Below are 21,595 nucleotides of genomic sequence, written 5' to 3'. Positions count from 1 at the left end.
CTCAGGTAACATCTAACGAATTGCTGTCCCCCTCATCCTATATTAGATAAGCAACTGTTTGCAGGCAGGTCAGCTAACTCGGCGATCCACCCTGATCTTCGATCCAGTCAGCCATTTGATTGTATGCGGCTCGGATTTTATCGAGTTCATCTGCCTGTTCCTCGACCGTCGACTCTAGTTTCTCGACCCGCGATTGAAGCCGCTGAAATTCTGAGGCAAATGACTGATCTTGGTCGTCAGAACTATTGAGTATCTTACCTGCTAACCCATCACCTTGCGTCGTGAGACTGATAGATTTGGGCGGGATTCTGGAACCCGATCTCTCCTCAGATTGCTTGCTCTCGACTAACCCCTTTGGCTCCAATATACTATTTACTCGATACAAAATTTGGTGCCGATCCTCTGCTCCTGTGAGCTTGACCAGTTCCGGTGTCGTCGCTTCACCATCCCGACCATGAAGCTCAATCAGTATCGAATCTGATAGCCAGTCAAGGTCTTGTGAGCTACCATCTGCCTCACTCATACAACTTCCAAGAAGCCTGATAACGTTAAATGTTCCCCGAGGATTATCCCCGGAGAATAGTTTCCGGGGAATAGAGGTCCGGAGAATCTTCCGGTGAATATTCCGGTAATCTCCGGTAAATCAGCGACACGACAGAATAGACCCGAATACCCCCCAGTTCAGATTTGGATCTGAGAGAGGGGAAATACAGTCAGTGCGGTGAGAGAAAGCATGGTAAGAATCCTTGAATGAAACCCCGATAGGTGGGCGACTGAGCACTGCTGTAGACGAAATAGGTACAACAGGTAGCTGAGGTGCGACAACTACGACAGGCCCGATAGGTGAGGGTGCTGAGAGCGAGCTCCGATAGGTAACTATGGTGCGATAGGTGACTCCGATAGGTGCGATAGGTGATGATCTGCCAGAAAAGTGAGATAGTGCTGAGAGTGGGTCAACTGCGAGCAGCGAACCAGGATGATCTGCGATCTCGAGACAGCCAGCGACGACAGGTGCGATAGGTAAGGGTCAGCGAGAAATGAGATAGGTGCGATAGGTGGGATAGGTGCCACAGGTGAGGCAGCTACGACAAGTGCGATAGCTGCCCCTACTGACAGAGGGTCAGACTAGGTACGATAGGTGACTATGGAGAGGGTGCTCACAGCGAGTACGAATAGGTGCGACAGGCAGGTGGAGTGAAGCAGCTACGACAGGCCGATAGGTGAGTATGTGGTGGGGCGGCCAGGACAGCGACAGCAACAGCCAGTAAATAGGTGGGTGAGCGAAGACAGCATAGCTTGAACTGGTATTCCAGTATGGCGGTAACAGCCCTCGACAGTGGGTATTTCAGGCGAGCGATGGCGCGATGCTAGATCTGTATTTCAAACAGGCGATGCAGCGTAGCTTGGCCTGGTATTCCAGTGTGCGGTGCAGCGGCGTCAGCGGCGGCGGATAGCGGGGCGACGGCGGTCTGTCGTGCCGACGTCGAGTGAGCAGCGGCGGTCTGTCGCGCGGCGGTGGTGGCGGTCTGTCGGGGGAGGGGAGCAGCGAGATCGAGCCCGCCAGCGGGAGAGTCTGTCGGTCGAGCAGCGGGGTGAGCTCACTCCACCGCCGGGTGGCCTGTCGGCAGGTGCTCACCCGGTGATGGGAGGGGAGGGGTGCAGGAGCCGGGGGAGCAGGGAGGGGAAAGATGGGCAGGTGCTCCGTGTACCGGCGGGGGAGGATGGTGCCGGTGGGTGCCGGTGGGTGCCGGTGGGTGCCGGTGGTAGAGGACTCACCAGCGGGGAGGGCAGTTCCCACCACCGGGGATGATCCCCTCACGAGAAGCAGGGTGAGTGGTGAGAGAAGGGTTAGCGGTCAGAGGTGGAGTCGCTTCTTAGAATGCTTGTGCCGGGAGAGCAGGTCTAACAGTAAAAGAATCTGTAGAGGTTAGAGAAGTCAAGGAAGCTAAAGCATCTACGGCATCCGTAGCATCCGACCCTTCGAGAACATCTAAGAAGGTGGAAGCAGGGAAGGGACCGAGCAGGTGGATCGGAGAGAACAACAGAGAAGCAATAGCGAGTCGGGTCAGGTAGAGGCGGAGTGAGAGGAAAGATCATGAGAGGGGTGAGTGAGCAGCGAGAGACCTCCGTGGCGGTGAGCCCCGGTAGAGAGCCGTGAGCAGAGAGAGCGGGTGAGGTAGGGAAACCACCGTAAGAACAGAGAACAGAAAGAGCACAGATACCAGCGTCAACAGCCGTTGAATCGGTGTTCACAGCAGGCGATCGAGGTGCTTCAGCGGGTGTCGAGTGGGCGGCAGTGGCCCCGGTCAGCGGGAACAGAGGCCAATACACCCGTGCAACCGGGGCAAGAGGCGGCAAAGGTCGGGGATGCTACCGAGACAGTAGTGGGAGAGGGTGCCGGAGATGGGGCGGCATCTCCTACCGGTGTCGCACCGTGAGCAGGTTCGGTGAGCGAGCTCGTCGAGGATGCTCTTTACGATGGGACGTAGTAGGCAGTGCGCTCGTCGCGATCGTTTTCGAGCAGCGAGCCCGCCGGGAGGTGTGCCATTTTCCAGACCGTATTGAAGTCGCTCGACGAGCCGAGCGTGTTGATGAGCAACGCTGGGAGAAATACCGCCGCTGCAAGCCCGGAGAACGCTACGACCGCCGGAACCAGAACCAACGTCAGCGAGAGAAACGGCATGATCGTGACGAACACCGTTTCAAATCGGGTCTGTGGTCGCCCGTAGGTTGTGACGAACGGCGAGAGCGAGTACCAGTCCCAGCCAAAGCGGACGTTCAGGCCGTAGAGATACCCACCGAGGCCGTGGAGAGCCTCGTGGACCGGGTAAATCCCGAGCGACGAACAGACGATCAAGATGTAGAGCGCCGGGTTAGCGTCCTGTAGCGTGATGATCGCAATCGCAACCCGCTGGAGATTCGGCGTTCCGTGAGCGAACCACGCGAGCGCGGCGAACAACAGCGCCAGCGTGAGCCGGAATAACCGGTTGAGCCAGAACACACGCGGTGGTACGTCGATCTTCGGCGCGTGGTAGTCGTAGCCCGCCGGTACTTCGAGCAGGTCAACCATATGATTACCTCGATTACAGGAGCCAGCAGCAAAGAAGCATCGACTATAGTGTTCAGCAGAGGTCCTCATACACCCACCAGACAATCTCCCCGCCAGTTGCCAGAAGTACCGTGCAAGATACAGAGCTTATATCTTGCACCTGGCCTTTGTCGGTATCTCTTGCCTTCCTACTCTCGGGTTGACCCTGTAAGCAGGGGAGTGGCTGCTGGCAGGGTCAGGGCCGTGGTGCACCCATAACTACAATAATACGCATGATAGATGGGGCAATTATGGAAACCACCTCTCAGACGGTACTTAATGAATACTTCTGGAAGCGCCACGCTAATCCAAAAAGTGGGTGGTCACGAACGGTGACTCTCCCTCTATTGATTTACGCCATCATCGGTCGTCGATGGAAGCTTCTCCTCGCAGTAATTGTTTTCACAATCATCAATCCACTATTGTTTCCTGTACCTGACAATACGGATGCTTGGATGACGAAAGTCGTCCTCGCTGAACGCTACTGGCGGAGCCACGAGACCGACATTGGCTTACTCAACATACTCAATCTCGCAAATGTGCCGATAACGTTGTACGCTATCTATGCAGCCTATCGACGGAATATCGGTGGGGCGACTGTCGCAACATCTCTTTCAATGACACTTAAGTTCGCGTTCGTCGCGGCTTTGGTTCGACGTTTCGAAGACGATCTCTCCGAATTTGATTAGTCATCCATCGAGGCTGCTCTCACGGCCCCACGAGGGGCCGGAGGACTGGCGGGATAAGGATGAGCGTGGAACGTGCAAGATGCGCGGTCTATTCAGCGCTATCGTTCAGAACTACCGTACCTCTGCCAGTTCTTGCCTGACCGATTCAGAGGGTGTATCGGTAACCGGGGGGATCCACCTTCAGGTTAGGATGGGTTAGACCGTATGAGCTGGCGACATACGCGGGATTGGTCTCTCTCGGATGCGGGGTTGGTGTCGAACTGGACTACGACTGCTGTGCAAGCCCGTCCGTTGATCCGGTGTAGCTCGGACGCGGCTGGTGGTGGCGCCCCTTTGACGTCAGGTGGTCGACGACGTACTCCGCATCCCTGCCGACGCCGGTGAAAAGCCCCGATGTCGCCGCGTACAGGAAGAACAGGCCGACAAAGTAGAGGCCCGGCTGGTCGGGGACGACGCCGCGTACGTGGACGGGCTCTTTGGGCTGTCCCTTCCCGTCGAAGATCGGGAGTTCTATCCACGAGAAGTTCGGCCGGAAACCAGTGCACCAGATGACGTTCGCGACGTCGAGGACGTCGTCATCCCCCACGACTGGGCGACCGTCCCGAACGCCGGTCGTGCGAGGTACCCGCTCGACGCCAGCAGCGGCTAAGTCACGTGGTTTGACCCGGACTAGCTGGATGCCCTGGGACAGCATCTGTGAGCGCTTTCGCCGCCCGATGGGCGTCCCCGTCGTGAGGACCCTATGAAAGAGCACCCGCATGACGAACGGGATCCCCAGGTGACGGCCGAACCACGAGTCGACGTCGAACGGCACGTGGCCGACGTCCCGGCCCGACAGCCACGTTTCGTGTCCGGTGGCAACATCGAGGGCAATCTCAGCTCCGGAGTTACCCGCCCCGACGACGAGTACGGGCCCGTCCTGGAGTTGATCGGGGTTGCGGTAGTCGCGCGTGTGCAACTGGACGACATCGTCGGAAAGCTCCGACGCGAACTCCGGGACCTTCGGGACCTGATAGCTCGCCATCGCCACGACGACGTTGTCTGCCTCGAATTGCCTGTCGCCGGCGCTCACGAGAAAGCCATCGCTGCTCCGTTCCAGCCCGTCTACGCGCACGCCGAGTTCGACGGGCAGGTCGAACCGCTCGGCGTAGGTCTCGAGGTAGTCGGCCACCTCGTCCTTCGTGGGGAAGGCGTGCGGTGAGCCCAGGTAGGTCATCCCCGGCAGGCGCGAGTAGCGGGCTGGCGTGAACACCCGGAGCGAGTCCCAGCGGGCCCGCCACGGGTCGCCGACGCGGTCGCCCGCGTCGAGGATGACGAAGTCCTCGTCGTGTTGCTGTAAGTAGTACCCGGTCACCAGTCCGGCCTGACCGCCACCGATGACGACGGTGTCGTGTCGTTCGATCATGTGTCCTTCCTCGGCTAACCGTACGCGCCCGAGGGAAGTGATGATGCCGCCTGCAGGAATTCACGCCCTGAAATCTCGGGCAAGTCGGGGGTCCGCTACGTCAGCGGCTCCCGGCTGATTGGTTTGCCAGTCCAATGGCGGCGATCGTCGCCAGTGGCGTTACGAAGGGGTGCGAGATTCGAAGGCGGCGGAGTCTAACGGGGTTGCCTCCGCACGAACCTCTTCGAAGACCGAGATGGCCCACTCGCGGGCCTCCGGGGCGTCGGTATCGATGACAGCTACGAGTGCCCCGGTGTCGGCGTCGTGACAGCAGATGCCGGCTCGGTCGTCCACGATGCCGAGGCCACAGCGGTCGCCGTCGGGGAGGTGGTCGTGGACGAGGATGGTCGCGTTCTCGCTGTCGGCGACTTCCATGATCCGGTCCGGGTTCCAGGCGAATGTCCCCTCCAAGGCCTCGGGTGTGAACACGTACTCGAACGTCATTCCCTCGAGGACCGCACCGCAGGCCGTCTCCAGGTTACTCGACTTGTAGACGATGTTGTCGAACCCGCGCAACGACGAGGTCGAGCCGATGAGATGGCCGAGGCGCTCGACAGGCTCGTAGGGATACCCTGGCCCAGGGTAGGAGACCACCGCGTCGGCAAAGAGGCCGACAGAGAAACCCGGCATCTCAACCGGCAGCCACTGCCAGACTTCGCGGAGCTTCTCTTCGATCTCCATCGCGCCCCGGAGAGCTAGGAACCGATCAGCGACGTACTCACCGAGGGGGCTCAGTCCGTACGTGGAGCCGTCCCTGACGAGCCATCGACGCTCGCTGAAGTCGGCGAGCACCCGTCCGATGGTTGGCGAGGAGGCACCGGAGGCTTCACACAGCTCTCGACGATCGGTCGGTCCGTCGCGCAACGCCTCAAGGACGCTGACCCGGTGGGCCGACATGGCCAAGAACTGGATAGTGTCGATACCTGGATTCATATGAGATATAGGATGGCGAGGAGCTTAGCGTTTCGGCGTGGAGACAGATGGCTCTACATTCGAGGGCCTCGGGAAGATTGAGTGGCGTGTCCACCGCCTGCTTCCCAGCCCACCCCGATGGTTGCGATGCACCTCGGTCGCGGTAACGTGGCAGTCACCATTTGCTGCAATCGCGCCGGTATCTTGCACGGGACATTCCCGACTCACTCAACTGCTGTCAGAAGCGCCGTGCAAGATTCAGAGGATCTATTTAGTGATCAGGCGGGTCTCAAGCGGGACCTCGTTCGTGATCATGTCCACAAGCGGTGAGGTCGCTTCGACGTGGTTTTGCAACTCCTGAAGCTCGTCTTCGGTGGCGTCAGCGTCCACGGACACCGTACAGGTAATCGACTCGTAGCCCGGACGGACATCCTCAGAGATACCGAGGAATCCTCGGAGGTCGACGTCGCCCTCCATTTCGAACCTCTATCAGTACGTACTGCCAGATGTTCATGCCGTCTGACGTCGTTCGGGCGTTTCTCGATGATCTTGGAATCGCGACCGGAGGTGAGGAGTGATGCGAAACGACCGGAATAACGCTTTAACGTGTCGCGACCGGAGGATACAGCCATGAGCTCAGAGGTGGAACGGGACGCCGAACGAGTGAACGAAGAGATGATCGCGGATGCGTCTCTCTGGATTCGGATCTACGAGGACGGCGAGGCCGTCGGTGTCGTGAACATCGACCGCCAGATCGCCGACTATCGCGGTGCCTCTGAGCGTGTTTCGCGGACACTCGATCGGATGGAGGAGGAAGGGCTCACCTACCGTGGACCGGTCCCCCAGGAGGAGCAGCCCGAAAACGAGTGGCGGACCATGACGACGAACTACGAGCGCTCAGGCGAGGGACTCGGCCAGTACCTCCTTCGCGAGATCGAGCGCGCCAGAAACGACGGACTCGACATTTCGGGCGAACCGATCGGGTTCGTCCCCGAAGACGAGTAGAACCACGAACGAGCGGACTGTCGCTGATTCTCGGCGGTCGATCGCGAGCAGCGGAAGCCACGGAGAGTGAGTGCCGACAGCGGTCGCGCCGCGGGCCGCCGCGCCGCTGGACTTTCTTACCAAACATCCGAACGCACATTCCCGTCTGAGTGTTAGGTAAGAAGCGTGGCAAGCGGCGGAAAGCGGCCCCACGCCGTCTGAGAAAGGGATAAGCTTGTCATGCATGAAGAGCAGCACAGCACTTGACTACACCACCGTTTCCGGAGGTTCCATAGCCCACCCCAGTGCTTCCGGAGGTTCCTGACGTGGGGTGAGATTTCCGGAGGCGCACTTCCAAATCCAGGAAAACGCAAGACAGAGTAGGGATTGGTCGGATTCACACACACACCCTCCATTGTTTCCGCAGGTTCACCCCAAAGAAGGTGGGAAAGCTATCCGGTGCCCATTTGAATGGAAACGCTTAATACGCCACGTTGCTCACCAAACCCGTAGTGGGAATAAAAGGAAAGTAAAGAGACTCTCTCTTTACTTGGGAAGGGTTCTTGTTTGAAACCCTCCGGAAACAGTGGAGGGTGTGTGTGATATTCAGTGCAATTCAACCGCTGTATGGTGAATCTCTCTGTTCATCTCCACATCCTCCGGAAACGACACCCCACGTCAGGAACCTCCGGAAACGGTGGTGTGGGAGAATGCAAATCAATCAGGATCTCTCCAGCAGATCTCGCAATAGAAATTCTCCGAGTAGGCTACTGATCTACCATTTCTTCAACGCTCTTGTGTACTCCAATAGTCTCTACAGTGTCACTAAGGGCAGAAAGTATCTCTGTCGTGGAGTGGTTCAATGAATGTACTTTGTACTGGCCACCGGAAGAATCGTGCTTAACTTGAGAATCTAGAATATTCAACTCATCTAACCGTCCGTAGTAGTCTCGTGCTCGACGTTCCGATACAGGGTCCTGTCCGATAATCTGGGTAAAGTCAGTATACCGCTCATAGAGCATTGACGAAGTAATTTCTTCGTGATCTCGCTCTTCCAAGACGGCAAGTGCATAGACTACGGTTTTTATATTCTCGGGAAGATCGGCTAAGACAGACAAGGACCGTTGGGTCTCGTACTCATCCATTGCTTCCTTGATAAGCTCCTCAGTAACGTGATCCTTGCCTCGTTCGCGAGCGTAGTCACCAGCAATCCGAACTAAATCTAAGACCATTCGCGCATCGCCACTATTCTTTGAACCCATAGCAGCTGCGTATGATATCGCACCATCCGTAACGACGTCATCATAGAACGCAGTTTTGACACGTTGACTGAGAACTTTTTCTAGTTGCGTAGCATCGTACGGGGGAAATTCTATAACCCGCTCTCGAAGAGACGACCGGACATCTGAGGAGAGATTTTCTCCAAACGCTGTATCTGTGCTGATCCCAATCAATCCAAGCTTCGTCTCACTAAGATCACCGTAGCTACCGGCTCGAGTGGTCTTGTAGAGAAATGTATCTATATTCGCCACATGGTCGATTTCATCCAGGACTATGAGAGCTGTGCCTCCAATCTCGTCTAGTTGTTCGAAAAAGACGGAGTATACTTTGCTTTCAGGATGACCTGTAGAAGGGAGATAATCTTCGGAATTTGGGATAAGCTGATTTGCGAGCTCAATCGTGAGCTGATATGATGTGTTTATACCTTCACAATTGATGTGGAGAGCTTGGAATTCAGTTTGTAGGTTTTCAGAAGATCTGAGTTGATTCAAAACCCAGTGAGTGACAGCGGTTTTCCCCACGCCGTTTTGCCCATAGAGAAATACGTTATCGGGGTTTTCCCCTTTGTAAACTGGCAGGAGTGAGTTAATGTACTCCTCTTTTTTCTCATCGCGGCCGACAATCTCTGTTGGAATATACTCATCAGCTAGCGCATCACGCTGTGCAAATATCGCGCTTTCTGTTAGATTGTCAAAGGCAGATGGCATTTCTCTCTCCCGTACGTTGGTAGCGTCGTACATGGTCAGCTACTAAAAGCCTTCGACCGGCGTTTCCGTGGGTTCCGTAGGTCGGGGTGTATTTCCAGAGGTTGGGATGCAACCGGTCCCCATTGTTTCCGTAGGTTCCGTAGCCCACACCACCGTTTCCGGAGGTTCTGTAGGTCAGGAGTGTATTTCCAGAGGCTGGGATGCAACCGTACTCCATCGTTTCCGTAGGTTCCGTAGCACACACCACCGTTTCCGGAGGTTCTGTAGCCCACACCACCGTTTCCATTGGTTCCGGTATTGGTTGTTGCAGACGTAGAAGCCATCAATCTCCTTTCTTGAGGATACGCCTGAGTAGGGGGAAAAAGCGTAGCTTTCATACTGATTTTGGTCCCGTTGCGGAGTTATCTTGGTTCTCAGATTCATTAATGGACAGAGAATTTTCCGACCGATGGAGACACCGTCCGTGCTGGTGGCTGCTACGAAGAAGTTCATCCACCTCATCGAGATCGGTATCGGCGAAGCACCACTGACAAAGGTCGTAGAACTCGGTGAGGGCACCATCTGGATCTGTAATAATCCACTCAGAGTCAGTCTCCTTCAACCGACAACTAGGCTGAGGACCGTCATCAGGAGACGTCGCAATACGACAATTCCGGCTGTGGTCAAAGGTTTGGTTAATCATATTTATGAAACCTCACTTTTTCACTCTGTGAGATAGATATCATTGATCATCAGCTCCATCAAGATTGACATCATCTGGATCTAGGCTTGCTAGCCTCTGAGCGATGGTTTTTACCCCGTCTGATTCCGGAGAATAGAATCCATATCGTATAAGCCACTTCCGAGCTGTTGACGGAGCAATATCGAAGTGATCTGCCGTGCCAATGATCGTGCTCTCTCGCTGAAACACGCTTTCTAATATCGAAGGATTCCGATAATCGTCATACTCGGAGGGTTTACTCGGAGTGATGGACGTGCTCATGTGGCACCTCTCTGAGTCGATTTCTCAGTCGTACGGATCGCGGTTAGGCACTTTTCTTGCCTGTCCGGGGAGTTTTTACATACTACCCGGATGTAGCGATTTTTGCTCTGGTTCATGATAGGTCATGCCAGAGACCGCTTGGGCGGGTCCGCCGGCTACGGTATGCGTAGTATGTCCGCCGGACTCACTTTCGGAATCATCAGCCGAATCGAGGTATGTGGCTGGGTGCCCGTGCATGGCCTCTCGCGGAAATCAGTTCGATACAGAGAGGGTTATTCCCGCCGGGGTTGACACCGTAAAAGTGAATGGAACGAGTAAATTTTAAACAAATTACCACCGAGCACAGTATGCGAGAATTAGCAAACCTCGCAGGGTGCTAATTCCCTTCCCTCAAGCGCGAACCCCGAAGGGGTGAGCGGTAGGGAGAGGATACAGCGCCCGTCATCTTCCGTCAAAATTAAACCAGAATCATTACTAATCGCCAGCCCTAACGTCGATATGTTGTGTACTACGCTTACAAGTATCGACTCAAGCCTACTGCCGCTCACCGCGAGCAGTTATCGTGGACCGTCGATACTTGTCGGCAAGTGTACAATCATTTTCTGTTTCGGTTGAATCAGCACGAGGAGACACCTGCCATGACCACGCTCCGGTCGGAACTACCCGACCTCAAGCAGTGATGGGACGAGTTGAACGACGTGTATTCGCGCACGTTGCAGGTCGTGCTCGAACGTCTCTACGACAACCTCGAAGGGTTGTCCCAATTGAAAGAGAACGGCTACCGCGTCGGTTCGCTCAACTGGAAACCGCCGCGAGAGTACCAGTCGTTCACCTACAGCCAGCGCGGCTTCAAGCTCGACAAGAAGGGCGGTCGCGCTGTGCTCCACCTCTCGAAAATCGGTGACATCCCTATCGAACTCCACCGCAAAATACCCGACGACGGACGCCTCAAACAGGTCACGGTGAAGCAAGAACCTACCGGCGAGTGGTTCGCCACGTTCGGCGTCGAAGTGGACCGCGAACCACCCGCAAAGCCCGACAATCCCGAGCGGTGCGTCGGCATCGACGTGGGCGTCCTGAAGTTCGCCCACGACACCAATGGGTTCGCGCTCGGGTCGCTTGATCTGTCCGACGAACGGAACCGTCTTGACCGCGAACGCCGGAAGCTCTCGCGGAAAGAACACGGATCGAACAACTGGGAACGCCAGCGAAAAGTCGTCGCCCAACGGTACGCCGACATCAAGCGAAAACGACGTGACTTCCTCCACCGCGTGTCGGCGTACTACGCGCGGGAATACGACCTCGTGGCGGTCGAAGACCTAAGCGTTCGCGGGATGCTCGAAAGCCCGTCGAACAGTCGCAACATCGCGTCCGCCGCATGGGCGACGTTCCGCCGGATGCTCGCGTACAAATGCGAGCGCGAAGGCACACACTTCGTTGCGGTCGAACCGGCGGGAACGACCAAAGAGTGTGCCCAGTGTGGCGTCAAGACGGACAAGCCGCTGTGGGTCCGCGAACACTCGTGCCCGGCCTGTGGGTTTGAAGCCGACAGAGACGTGAACGCTGCCGTCAACGTCCTTTCTCGCGGTCTTGCCGACGTAGGAGTGGTTCACTCCGAACGAACGCCTGTGGAGACTGCGCTCCCTACGGGAACCGACGTTTCGCCGGTTCCTGCAAAGCGCGTCCTGGAAGCAGGAAGCCCCGCCCTCAACGAAGCGAGCGTGAAAGCGCGAACGGAGTAGGGTGGAGTAGTTCACCCCAGCTGCTAACGATTTCTCGTGGTTTCGAGATACTGCCAACTACCAATCCACAATCAGTCAGCAGTGGTGGCGAGTTGATCGGTTTCGTCGCCGATCGCTTCGGAGGGGTGTTTGGATTCCGCCCGGTAGGATTTGTAGAGGTCGGTTCCCCATTCGATTAGTGCGTCGTTCGAGGAAACGATCATCGCGATTTCTCCACCGTCGCCGACTTCATTGTAGGCTCCGACCGCTACTTTTCGATCGTCATAGAGGCCGACCCCGAGGGTGTGGGAGTAGTCGAGGTAGCGCGGTTGATAGTTGGCGTACAGGGATTCATCAGCCGCGAAGGCTGTCTCTTGTTCGTTGCGAATATCCTTGAATGTCTCCCAGTCGATGACAGACTCGCCCTCAATACCCATGTCGAGCATCATCCGGTACGCATGAAACAGCACTGGATTGTAGATCGAAACGACACACCGAAACCGGTTGGTTCGCAAGTCACAGAGCCTAAGCGCTCTCCAGAGCGCCCTGGCCTTTTTCCCGGTATCGGAAGCGATCACGTACGCATCCTCGAGTTCATGGACCGGGAACGTTGCATCCTCCGGCGGGAGCCGCTGTAGCCAGTTGGCTTTCTCGATCAGCTGTTCTACTGCCCTCGCTAATTCATCGTAGGCAACCAGGGCCTCCTTGCCATCTGCCGTTAAGGAGAGCGAGTCCGAATCTTCGGCCACCCACCCGTATTCGACGAAGGAATCAAGGGCTCGTCCGATGGTTGATCGCGATGGCGAACCAGAGATGGCGGAATCCAGATCACACGCTCGGCTGTTCGTCTCGTAGATCGTTAGAAGGGCTTTGATCGGGTATTCCGACCGACTCAGATACGCCAATTCGTCGCGTCCAACGGGGTCGAGGCTGTCCTTGATGGACTCGGCGAGCACTTTTCCGCCAGCAGTGATTTCGATACCCGATTCGTGGGACTTGACGAAGCCACGGTCGTTCAGGACCGCGATATGATTCGACGTCGTTTGTCGAGAGACGTTGCTATAGTCGGCTATCTCGCTGCGAGTCGTGGGCTGAGGTAGTCTTTTGGCCGCATAGAGGACATCGTAACGATCGGTGTCGACGATCTCGTTGATAACGTCTCGGATCACCAGTTCCTCTTTCGTTAGTGGGTTTCTCGCCTGCCTCATGATTCACCATCCGATTGGGGTCACGTCGTATGCTTGCATTCATTATTGCGAATCATCTCGTCCGACTTTAAGCGCACGGCCATATGGTAAATACATCGATATTTCGTCAATTGACGAATACCCTCTCCTCGTAGTTGCGAACGAGTAAACTCGTTACAAATTTGGGGCGATAGGATTGCCTTTATTTGGGTGGTGTGTGGTGAATCGATCATGCCTCAGAAGTCTACAGTGCCTTCCCCGGAGGGGTATCCTGTTATCGGACATGCGGCTCAATTCGCGCGCAGCCCCTTCCATTTTGTCGAGAATGCAATAGAGGAATGTGGCGACCTCTATCGGATGGAATTGCCGGGAACTGACGTCTATGTGATGGCTCATCCGGAGCACTTCAGACGTGCCCTCGTGACTGATATAGACTCATTCGGCAAGACAGACGATTTCCAGCGGGTTTTCGGCAACGGGTTGCTCTCGACGGAAGGTGAGCAGTGGAGTCGCCAGCGGGAGATCATGCAACCGCTATTCGGGCGTGATCGGATCAACGGATATGCACCATACATGGTTGAGGCGACCGAACAGCGGCTTTCGACGTGGCGAGACGGCGAAACTCGGGATATGGAATCCGAGATGCAGGACCTCACGCTCGAGATTTTGTTTGCGACCCTGTTCGGGCGGACGCTCTCACCAGGAGAGGGTGAGAACCTTCGCGAAGCGTCCGATGGGCTCAATCGCTGGTTCACACCGACGTCGTGGCTCATGCCGCCGTGGGTGCCGACGCCCGCTCGGAGGGATTTCAGCGAGTCCTCGGAGCGACTCAGAACGGAGGTCGATCGGTTGCTTGCCGAGCAGGCATACGGAAGCCAGCAGACCGACGACGATCGCCCGGACGGACTAATCGCGATGCTTCACCAGGCACGCCAGGCGAGCGGTGAGGATCACATGAGTAAAGAGGAGGTCGAAGATCAGATGCTCACGATGATCTTCGCGGGCTACGAGACGACCGCCGCCGCGCTCGCATTCGCCTGGTTTTCGCTTGCGACCAACCCCAAGATTCGCCGCGAGTTTCACGACGAGCTCGACACCGTGCTCGACGGCGATCTTCCGTGCCCTAAGAACGTCGACGATCTAGAGCTCACCAATCGGATCGTGAAAGAGACACTCCGGCTTTACCCGCCGGTACACACGATTCCCCGCCAGACGACCGAGCCGGTCGAGGTGGATGGCTATCGGATTCCGGGCGACGAACAGGTGCATCTCTCGGTGATCGCGCTTCACCGAGACGAACGGTACTACGACGAACCGAAGTCGTTTCGTCCCGATCGGTGGACGGGCAACTTCGAGGAAGAACTCGACGAGTACGCCTACGTTCCGTTCGGCGGTGGTCGGCGAACGTGCATCGGTCGGGACTTTGCACTGCTTGAGGCGACCCTCGTGCTCGCGAGGATCGGGCAGAATTATCAGTTCGATTGGATGGGCGAAGACACGAACATCACGATCGAGCCGGAGATCACGACGCAAACGAAAAACGGGCTTCCGATGCGGATTCGCAAGCGTTGATATAGTGTTTAGCAGAAGTCCTCATACTCCCACCGGACAATCTCCCCGCTAGCTGTCAGAACTGCCGTGCAAGATACAGAGGCTGTATCTCGCATTGGCCTCTGTCGCTGTCTCTTGCCCTCTTATCAAGTGAGGCATGGCTGCCTCACTCTCTCTATAGGGACAGCCAGTAACGACCCAACTGAGTCGCCACTAATATCATCGTTCACGCGCTAAAAGCATCAATCAGGCTTCAGTCGTGAGAGGCGCATCGCGTTACCCGTCACACCCAGACTCATCCCCATATCACCCACCACGACTGCGAGCGCAACACTCACGTATCCCAGCGGGACACCGACAGCGAGTAATGCCTTCGCACCGAGACTCGCCCAGATGTTCTGCCGAATCACCCCATTTGCCGTCTGCGACAGTCTGTATAGGTACGGCAGTTTCCCAATGTCGTCGCCCATCAGTGCGATATCAGCGGTTTCGAGGGCTGTGTCCGTCCCTGCTGCACCCATCGCAATGCCGATATCAGCGGCGGCGAGTGCGGGTGCGTCGTTGATTCCGTCGCCGACCATCGCAACCATCCCGTGTTCGGCCTGCAATTTCTCGATAGCCTCCACCTTTTGATCGGGCAGCAGTTCAGCGCGGTACTCGTCGACGCCGACCTGCTCGCCGATGGCCCGTGCAGTTCCCTCGTTATCGCCCGTCAGCATCACTACATGGCCGACACCGCGTTCATGCAGACGCTCGACCGCACGCTGCGAGGTCGAGCGTACTTCGTCGGCGATTGCAATACCGCCTACCAACTCCGCGTTTGTTCCAACGAGGACGACTGTTCGACCGTCTCGCTGGAGTTCTCCGAACACATAGTCAATGAATTCTTCCTGCTCCGAAGGAGGGTCCCGAGAGATACCTTCCGAGACGGTCCCTCCATCGGTCACGCTGCGAGCTTGCGAAAGGTCAAAGCCGAGTTCCTCGAATAGTGCTGGCTTGCCTGCATAGTATGTCTCACCGCCGATTTCGGCTTGGATGCCTTTTCCAGTCAAGCTCTCGAAATCAGACGGAACGGGGAGATCAGTGACATCAGCCTCGTCCGCACGAGTGAGGATCGCCTCGGCAATCGGATGTTCACTGCGCTGTTCCAATCCTGCGCCATATCGAAGTACATCCGTCTCGCTGTGCTCTCCAAGTGGGACGATGTCGGTGACAGTGAGTTCACCCTTCGTGAGCGTCCCAGTCTTGTCCAGCGCAACAGCGTCAACCTCACCCATCGCTTCGAGGTGGTTGCCGCCCTTGATCAGCACGCCGTTTTTCGCAGCACTCGTAATCCCGGAAACGACCGAGACGGGCGTCGAGATGACGAATGCGCATGGACACGCGATGACGAGCAGGGTCAGTCCACGAATGAACCACGTCTGCCACGGCCACCCGAGCGCGAGTGGCGGCACCGCTGCCGTGAGGATCGCCAGCACGACGACTGCGGGCGTGTAGTAGCCCGAGAATCGGTCGACGAACTGTTCCTGTTCGGTTTTCTTCTCCTGAGCGCCCTGCACCATCTCAATGATCTGCGAGAGCGTCGAATCGCCCGCTATCGAGGTAGCCTCCACTTCGAGATAGCCTTCTTGATTGATGCTTCCAGCGTACACTTCTTCGCCCGGGGATTTGTCGACAGGAACGCTCTCCCCAGTGATCGGTGACTGGTCGACCGCGCTCTCTCCCTCAATGACCGAGCCGTCAAGCGGAATCTTCTCGCCGGGACGGACAACAACGGTCTCACCCATTTCCACGTCTTCAGCTGGCACGGTCACCTCGTCGCCATCCCGGCGGACCGTAGCCTCATCCGGTGAAAGCTCCATCAGCTCACGCAGCGAGTTGCGTGCTCTGTCCATCGCATAGTCTTCAAGCAGTTCTGCGATGCTGAACAATACAGCCAGCGTCGCGGCTTCAACGAAGTAGCCGATGCCGGTGGCGGCGATGATCGCTGTCCCCATCAGGAGGTCGATATCGAGGCTCCGATTGCGTGCGGAGTAGTACCCGCCGCGAACGACAGGATACCCGCTGACGGCGATTGCGACTAGGAACAGTCCATCCGCGAGCGTGAGTGAATAGCCGAGAAGGGTCGCCACCTCAGGATTCTGGCTGGCAAGGACGAACTCAAAGAGGAGACCGAGCACGACGAACGCCGCTCCGATCCACGTCTTGATCGCGCGCGAACTCGTCCAAATTTCCGCCGGAGGTGCAATTTCCATGTCATCGGCGGATTCTTCATCAGGACCGTCTTCGCCGCCAATGACTTCATAGCCCGCACCCTCGATGGCCGCAACCACGTCGGCCTCGGCGGCACGGTTAGGATCATAGGCCACCGTGGCCGTGCCTGTCGTGGGTTGCAGGGTGGTATCAGTGACCCCATCAACGCGCTGGAGACTCTTGTCTACTTTCTGCGCACAGGAGGGGCAGTCCATCTCTGGAACGGTGAGCCGGACGGACGACTCTTGTGTCTGCTCACCGTCGTTTTCCCGCTCCGCTGCGTCTACAGTTTCGGTCATCACTACGAGATAGGGCAGTCAACTCGATAAGCGTTAGTTGGAAAATTCCAATCCGGGGTCAGAGCGGCGTTGACAGCTCGTCTGGTAGCTGCTCACGAGCGACGTACCGCTTTGCCAAGTGTTCCTCCGCCCGCCGGAGTCGGTAGGTAAGCGTCGACCGTGGCGCGTCAAGATGCCCAGCCAACTCAGACACATCGACCTCCCGTGGTGACTCGTAGTAGCCGTGTTCAACGGCGGCCCGGAGAGCCGCTTCCTGCTCTGACGACAACTCGGTTGCACTGTCGTCCCCCTCGCTCGCCGGTGTCGAGGTAGCTGTTGTTCGGAGCATCTCCATCTGCGCGCAGTCGCCGACAGCAGTCTTGATCTCGTCGAAGAATGCACTTACATTGCCTTCGTCGGAATGAATGATGCGCCACGTGTAGTGGCGACTCTCGTGGCGCGTATCGAACAGCAAGCCGTTTCCGAGGTGATCGCGTGCGATGTGGGGGATGGACGAACAGAGGGGAGTGCGCTCCCAGTACGAGTAGAGAACGAGTGTGTCGTCGGTATGGTCGAGAACCTCTGTACTCTGAGTAGCGTCGCAGTCCTCGGTGGCGAGACAGTCCGCGTAGTAGTCGCTGTTGAGAAAAGCGTCTTCAATGTCGACGAGAGCATTGGACGTTCCTGTAGCGTGGTCAACCCGCCAGAGGCGGTCTTCGGTGACGTGGAGTGAGAGCGAACGAATCGAAGCATCTGGATAGTCAGCGAGAGTATCTGCCACCCTGTTGCATTCAGCCTCGTATTCGAGAGCGAAGACGAGTTCGCGCATGTAGTGCTGTAGGCGACACTGAGGCATAACACATGGCTTCGGGCCGTCCTGGTTCAGTTGTTGGGTCAGATCACGTCGTTGGGTTCATGAATCTCCTGCATCCGCTGTGCTTCGGCGGCGTACCGTTCTTGGAGGTCAGGGTCATCGACAGTACCGAGGTTATCCAAATCGGCATTGACGGCCGCTGTGGTGTCGCGCACGTCGGTAAAAGAGGTTAGTGCTCGTTCCTTCCGATAGTACTGCTCCCCGTCAGTGGTCGCATAGGTGAGGATGATTAGATTCTGCTCGTCGTCAGAGTATGTGCGTTCGACCAGCCACACACGCACGTTATCGTCCAGTTGATCCGGCATGTTCATCTGGTCGTCGCTCCGGGGATTAAATGGTATAGAAACGGCAAAAACAAATGATTGTCTACAATTCGGAGTTTGTCTATATAGTCGGTAGTTCCCATCGGATCAGAACGTAGTCAGGACTGATGAGGTTAGATTCTCAGAGAGCGTCTGGATGGGTGTGAAGTTCCTCTACCATCCAGACACCGTTCTTACGGTCTCTGACCTTGAAACCTTAGCGCTTGATCTCCACTCTGAGATCCCAATCCCCGGAGTCGAAGGCTGCGGCTTCGACTCCGGGATCATCCGACAGACGCTCCTTCAGGCCGCTGTCGATCAGAAGTCCATCAAGGCTGTCACTGACACCACTCGTGGAACGTACTCCGATGATTACACGCTTGCGCAGCTTCACACCGTCCCGCCCGCTGAACTCGAAGCCGTCGTCAACGATCTCCTCGTTCAACAGGCGGCGATGATCCTCGGCCTCGGCCCGAGGATCATCTGCCTCGACTTCGTCGATATCCATTATCACGGCTGTCCACACGCTGACGCGGGCGAACTCTGTCACACGAAGCCTCGCGATGGCACCTCCCAGTGCCATCGCTACCTCGCTGGATTCGTCCTCTGTCGGGCCAAACCACTCGTCGTCGCAATCACACCCGTCCGTGGTGACGAACCGAAAAGCGACGCGGTCGAGCGTCTGCTCGACCATGTCGCGGTCCTTCCGTTCGACATCACTGGGCTCCTTGCCGATCGTGGGTTCTACGACGGAACGTCGATCGAGCGACTGGATGCAGTAGCATCAGTCGCTCTTCCGATCGTCCGTGGCGGCGAACAGATGGCCGAGAAACTGAACACGACGGTTTCCTACTGGACGGAGTACGTGATGTACGAGGGAAGCGAGCGGGAACTGCGCTTCCCGCTCGCGGTCTGTGTCTCCTACCAGCACGGCAACCGAGGTAAACACGGCTTGCTCGTTCGAGCGTACGTGGCGTGCGATCTGACCGATCGCACGCCGAAAGACGTCGAAGCGCTCTACCGGAAGCGCTCGGCGATCGAGACAGCTTTCCGAACGATGCGTGAAGCACGCGCCCGAACCAGCACGACAGATCCAGTCGTGCGGCTGTTATTCGTTCTGGTGAGCTTTCTCCTGCGGAATCTCTGGCTGATCGTTCGATGGGGCGTGCTCGCCACGCCGCGACGCGGCGGGCGAGCACTGCCGGTCTGGTTCCGGTTCGAGGTTTTCCGAGAGTGGATCGATCACGCTCTCGATGATACCCTCCGCCGGAAGTGGGAAGCACCAACCAACGGTGTCGGTATCCCGGCGACTTACAGCCAGCTGGACGCGGGCTGAGATCGCCCGCGTCCAGCGGTAACCCTGTAACGGAGCGACGGCTTCGCATCTTGTTTGACGTGACAGCTCTCTCACTTCCGTGGAATCACCGTCTTAGCGTGCTTCAGTGAAGCGGCCTGTCTGATCTCTCCCCTCCCATCAAAAAATCGAGTCAGCAATCAGGACCGATGGGAACTACCGATAGTGCCGAATCGATGTCGGAGCTTAGGGAGCCGTGAACCCGACTTTCGACACGATCCCAGGGGTTTCGCATCGAGGAATTTGGCGTCCTATTTTCACACATCAGATACGACGACTGACCGATCTCGATGTGCAACATCGAACGGTTCACTTGTTGATTTCGTCCGAAAATGCGACCGTCGAGAGGGAAATAAAAAACTGGTTCCCGTAAATGGGCATTGAGTCACCCGATCAGAATACCGTTGACGAGCCAATGTGTAAGATACGCGCCCTCTATTCAGCACGGCTGCTGAGAACTACTGAGATACCGTCAAGAACACCGTGATCGACTCAGAGGCTATATCTCGCATCAGACCTCTGTTGCTATCTCTTGCCTCTTTATCGGTCCATACAGTCAATTTTCTTCGCTCTTGCCGAATCTAGTGAAACACGTTGAGGGCAAAGCAGTCAACGAGGCCGTGTAGCGGTGCTCCGACGAGGTTCAACGTCCGTACGAACCCGTAGGTTCGGACGGACTGCTCCAATCCGGGTTTGGAGAGACCGCGGAACTTCTCCAGCCACGGCTGGATCAGCGACCAGAGGCATTCGACTTGATTTGTGTGGACGCCTTCGTCTGAGACGTACTTATCGTCGTGAACAACGGTTCGATGCTCGTGATTCATCTGCTGATACGCGGGAAGTTCGTCGGTCCAGATCTCTCCCAGCGGCTGGGAGAGATCGCCTGCTTCCTCGATCACTGGCCCGAGATTCTCGTCGTATTTTGAGCCTTCTTCGGCTGAGATCACCCGAAGCACGTCGCGGCTCGCCGCGACGAGCGTGAGTTTGTCGCCCGGTGCTCCCTCCCAGCGTGATCGGCCCGGTTCCCCAGAACCGCCGCGTGAGAGACCGTCCCGCGGCGGCGATTGACCTTTGTAGCCCGAACACTTCGAGCCGGTTTCATCGATCTGTGTTGGTCCCTCAACGGTGTGCTGGATGCGCTCCCAGACGAGGGGAAAGCCGCGTTCGAACGCGGCTTCCCCATCACGGAGTTGCGTATGGATCGTGTCGTAGCAGGAATCGAATAGTTGGGCGATCTGGTTGATGCTGAGCAAGGTATCAGCGTAGAGAATGAAGATGAGAAGGAGTTCACCGGGTGTAAGACCGGTGTTTGCGAACGGCGTGTTTCGGGTGTATGTGAAGCTATAGCGGCAGTTACGACACCAGACTCGGGGACTACCGTCCCGAGTCTGGAGAGCTGTTTCTCCACACTCAGGACAGGGAGCCTGCTCCCACGCACGCTTGCAGCGCCGCTCGACGATGGCGTCGAGCGGCTCGGGGCGGAACACTATTGCTTGGCGCTCAACAACTTCCTGGAGCATCCCGCCGAAAGCTGTCCGTTGGAGCACATCCACTAGCATACGGCGGGATGCTGTAGTTCCTACGCGACTGTTTCACCAGACTCGGCAAGAGCGATTTTCTTTGTCTTCGTCGACGAGGAGCGAACTCTTGACGAGGTTCTTGGTTGCCCGTCGGAACCGTTCGGAAAGTGCCTGGTGGGGTACGAAAAGCGGGATGAGCGACTTAGTGGTTGGAAAAGCTTCTCATCCCCATAATACGGACAGACGCGAGATACATAATACCAAAACAATTTCACAGAATGACAGAACCAAGTGAATAGCGCTAATCGTGAACTCCGTGAACTGCATTCCTCCACTCGGTTGTACGTCGAGAAGAGCGCCATCCTAATTTTGCCCATCAGATCTCGTCATTGAGTGCAGGCAGTATGCAAGATACGCGCTCTGTATCTCGCACGCTGATTTCAGCAGATAGCCAATCTGTGATATTGG

At 56.8% G+C, this 21,595-nt stretch carries 15 protein-coding genes and 1 pseudogene; 5 read left to right on the top strand and 11 right to left on the bottom strand.

The features are described 5' to 3' along the window. Positions 1-73: 73 nt before the first annotated feature. Entirely contained in the window at positions 74-523 is a 450-nt protein-coding gene (locus PHA81_RS13200) for a hypothetical protein (protein ID WP_273837056.1), read from the bottom strand. A gap of 1,950 nt (positions 524-2,473) precedes the next feature. Beyond that, entirely contained in the window at positions 2,474-3,070 is a 597-nt protein-coding gene (locus PHA81_RS13195) for a DUF3267 domain-containing protein (RefSeq protein ID WP_006078517.1), read from the bottom strand. A gap of 251 nt (positions 3,071-3,321) precedes the next feature. Between PHA81_RS13195 and PHA81_RS13190 the strand changes: the two genes are divergently transcribed. Continuing rightward, the gene (locus PHA81_RS13190) at positions 3,322-3,777 is read left to right on the top strand and encodes a DUF6653 family protein (protein ID WP_273837051.1); all 456 of its coding nucleotides are present in this window, start codon (positions 3,322-3,324) and stop codon (positions 3,775-3,777) included. 265 nt (positions 3,778-4,042) lie between these two features. On the opposite strand, the gene PHA81_RS13185 is transcribed toward PHA81_RS13190, so the two are convergent. The 3 genes from PHA81_RS13185 to PHA81_RS13175 form a co-directional block, all read right to left on the bottom strand. Then, complete coding sequence (locus tag PHA81_RS13185) at positions 4,043-5,182, bottom strand: NAD(P)-binding domain-containing protein (protein WP_006078519.1); 1,140 nt, start codon at positions 5,180-5,182, stop codon at positions 4,043-4,045. 159 nt (positions 5,183-5,341) lie between these two features. Continuing rightward, positions 5,342-6,154, bottom strand: coding sequence for a hypothetical protein (locus tag PHA81_RS13180; protein ID WP_049914201.1), 813 nt, complete (start codon positions 6,152-6,154; stop codon positions 5,342-5,344). 246 nt (positions 6,155-6,400) lie between these two features. Then, a complete protein-coding gene (locus tag PHA81_RS13175; RefSeq protein WP_006078521.1) occupies positions 6,401-6,610 on the bottom strand; it encodes an OsmC family protein in 210 nt (69 codons plus the stop codon). Between the two features lie 153 nt (positions 6,611-6,763). Between PHA81_RS13175 and PHA81_RS13170 the strand changes: the two genes are divergently transcribed. Next, positions 6,764-7,138, top strand: a complete 375-nt coding sequence (locus PHA81_RS13170; protein WP_006078522.1) for a hypothetical protein — start codon at positions 6,764-6,766, stop codon at positions 7,136-7,138. 746 nt (positions 7,139-7,884) lie between these two features. On the opposite strand, the gene PHA81_RS13165 is transcribed toward PHA81_RS13170, so the two are convergent. Beyond that, positions 7,885-9,138: an AAA family ATPase gene (locus PHA81_RS13165; protein WP_006078523.1), complete on the bottom strand. Its 1,254-nt coding sequence runs from the start codon at positions 9,136-9,138 to the stop codon at positions 7,885-7,887. A 1,452-nt stretch (positions 9,139-10,590) separates the two neighbouring features. Between PHA81_RS13165 and PHA81_RS13160 the strand changes: the two are divergent. Next, positions 10,591-11,829 (top strand): annotated as a pseudogene (locus PHA81_RS13160) (transposase). 71 nt (positions 11,830-11,900) lie between these two features. Here the strand turns inward: PHA81_RS13160 and PHA81_RS13155 are convergent. Further along, positions 11,901-13,016: a MarR family winged helix-turn-helix transcriptional regulator gene (locus PHA81_RS13155; RefSeq protein WP_241430121.1), complete on the bottom strand. Its 1,116-nt coding sequence runs from the start codon at positions 13,014-13,016 to the stop codon at positions 11,901-11,903. A 210-nt stretch (positions 13,017-13,226) separates the two neighbouring features. Between PHA81_RS13155 and PHA81_RS13150 the strand changes: the two genes are divergently transcribed. Next, on the top strand, positions 13,227-14,567 hold the full coding sequence (locus tag PHA81_RS13150) for a cytochrome P450 (RefSeq protein WP_273837045.1): 1,341 nt from the start codon (positions 13,227-13,229) through the stop codon (positions 14,565-14,567). Positions 14,568-14,788: 221 nt separating this feature from the next. On the opposite strand, the gene PHA81_RS13145 is transcribed toward PHA81_RS13150, so the two are convergent. The 3 genes from PHA81_RS13145 to PHA81_RS13135 all read right to left on the bottom strand — a co-directional run bounded on the left by PHA81_RS13145 (position 14,789) and on the right by PHA81_RS13135 (position 18,256). Continuing rightward, positions 14,789-17,098, bottom strand: a complete 2,310-nt coding sequence (locus PHA81_RS13145) for a cation-translocating P-type ATPase (RefSeq protein WP_006078526.1) — start codon at positions 17,096-17,098, stop codon at positions 14,789-14,791. A 58-nt stretch (positions 17,099-17,156) separates the two neighbouring features. Then, entirely contained in the window at positions 17,157-17,906 is a 750-nt protein-coding gene (locus PHA81_RS13140; protein ID WP_049914203.1) for a helix-turn-helix domain-containing protein, read from the bottom strand. Positions 17,907-17,971: 65 nt separating this feature from the next. Then, complete coding sequence (locus PHA81_RS13135; protein ID WP_049914205.1) at positions 17,972-18,256, bottom strand: hypothetical protein; 285 nt, start codon at positions 18,254-18,256, stop codon at positions 17,972-17,974. 154 nt (positions 18,257-18,410) lie between these two features. On the opposite strand from PHA81_RS13135, the gene PHA81_RS13130 reads away from it, so the two are divergent. Continuing rightward, a complete protein-coding gene (locus PHA81_RS13130; protein ID WP_006078530.1) occupies positions 18,411-19,589 on the top strand; it encodes an ISH3 family transposase in 1,179 nt (392 codons plus the stop codon). Positions 19,590-20,188: 599 nt separating this feature from the next. Here the strand turns inward: PHA81_RS13130 and PHA81_RS13125 are convergent. Further along, positions 20,189-21,166 (bottom strand): IS1595 family transposase, encoded by a 978-nt coding sequence (locus PHA81_RS13125; protein ID WP_256685183.1) that lies wholly within the window; start codon positions 21,164-21,166, stop codon positions 20,189-20,191. Positions 21,167-21,595: the final 429 nt, after the last annotated feature.

Origin of the sequence: Halococcus sp. PRR34 (assembly GCF_028617175.1) — an archaeon.
GTDB classification, from domain to species: Archaea; Halobacteriota; Halobacteria; order Halobacteriales; family Halococcaceae; genus Halococcus; species Halococcus salifodinae.
The sequence above is the reverse complement of the archived record's forward strand: the minus strand, read 5'-3'. Positions and strand labels throughout refer to the sequence as shown.